Source organism: Vibrio sp. 1727 (assembly GCF_033344415.1).
Lineage (GTDB): Bacteria > Pseudomonadota > Gammaproteobacteria > Enterobacterales > Vibrionaceae > Vibrio > Vibrio alginolyticus.
Map to the genome: position 1 here is coordinate 1 of NZ_JAWPOT010000164.1, position 833 is coordinate 833.

Here is an 833-nt window from a genome sequence, read left to right on the forward strand (position 1 = left end):
GTCACTCCCACTCGATTGTAAGCAAGCACACAAAACCCTTTAGTGACAACAATTTGCAAGAACTATCAGGCTCAGTGCCATGAAAAATACCATGACCAGATCATGAGGTTGAACACGGCTTGCGCCGGCAGCGTTCACGCTCCTGGTCGGCGATCTCGCCCGGCTGCAATGCTAGCTCAGCATCGGTCATGCGCTCCAGCACGTCGCGTAGGCGGATGGTGCAAGGAATGGGCGGCAGCTCGAACTCATAGCCGCCGGCGATCATTTCGGCCGCAATCTCCTCGGTGATGAAAAACGGCTCGTCGTCTTGGTTCGGCTTCTTCATGCCCTTTCCTCCTGGCGCTCATCCTGGCCGACAGCGGCCAGGGCATCGGCTTCCGTCAATGCGTCCTCCACGAACGCGCCGTGCTGCTTCGCTTCGGCCTGGCTGACCTCGGCCCATATCCGTTTCACCTGGGCCGCACTGTACCCGGCCAGCTCGGCGGTCTTGTTGATGCTGTAGCCGGACTTGCGCAGCGCGACAACTTGGGCGCGGCGCTTCGGATCAGCACGGCGGCCCTTGTACCGCCCGGCCTGGCGGGCCAACTCAATGCCTTGGCGCTGGCGTTCGCGCCTGTCCTCGTAGTCGTCGCGGGCCATCTGCAAGGCCAGGCGAAAAAGCATGATCTGCACGGCTTCCAGCACGATCTTGGCGACGCCCTGGGCCTCGGCCGCCAGGTCGGATAGATCGACCACGCCAGGGACGGCCAGGCGTGCGCCTTTGGCCTGTATCGAGGCCACCAGGCGCTCGGCCTCGGGCAAAGGTAGGCGGCTGATGCGGTCGATCTTCTCGG

Annotated in this window: 2 protein-coding genes; both read right to left on the reverse strand. The window is 62.8% G+C overall.

All coding sequences use genetic code 11. The features are described from left to right. Nucleotides 1-100: 100 nt before the first annotated feature. Complete coding sequence (locus R8O10_RS24545) at nucleotides 101-325, reverse strand: hypothetical protein (protein ID WP_000743213.1); 225 nt, start codon at nucleotides 323-325, stop codon at nucleotides 101-103. After that, nucleotides 322-833 (reverse strand): helix-turn-helix domain-containing protein (locus R8O10_RS24550; RefSeq protein WP_318191862.1); only part of this gene is annotated, 512 nt, incomplete at its 5' end. The genes R8O10_RS24545 and R8O10_RS24550, both read right to left, overlap by 4 nt.

Bases quoted from the DNA above. Each gene is read 5' to 3' on its own strand.
- R8O10_RS24545 (WP_000743213.1), bottom strand. From the start codon at position 325: ATGAAGAAGCCGAACCAAGACGACGAGCCGTTTTTCATCACCGAGGAG.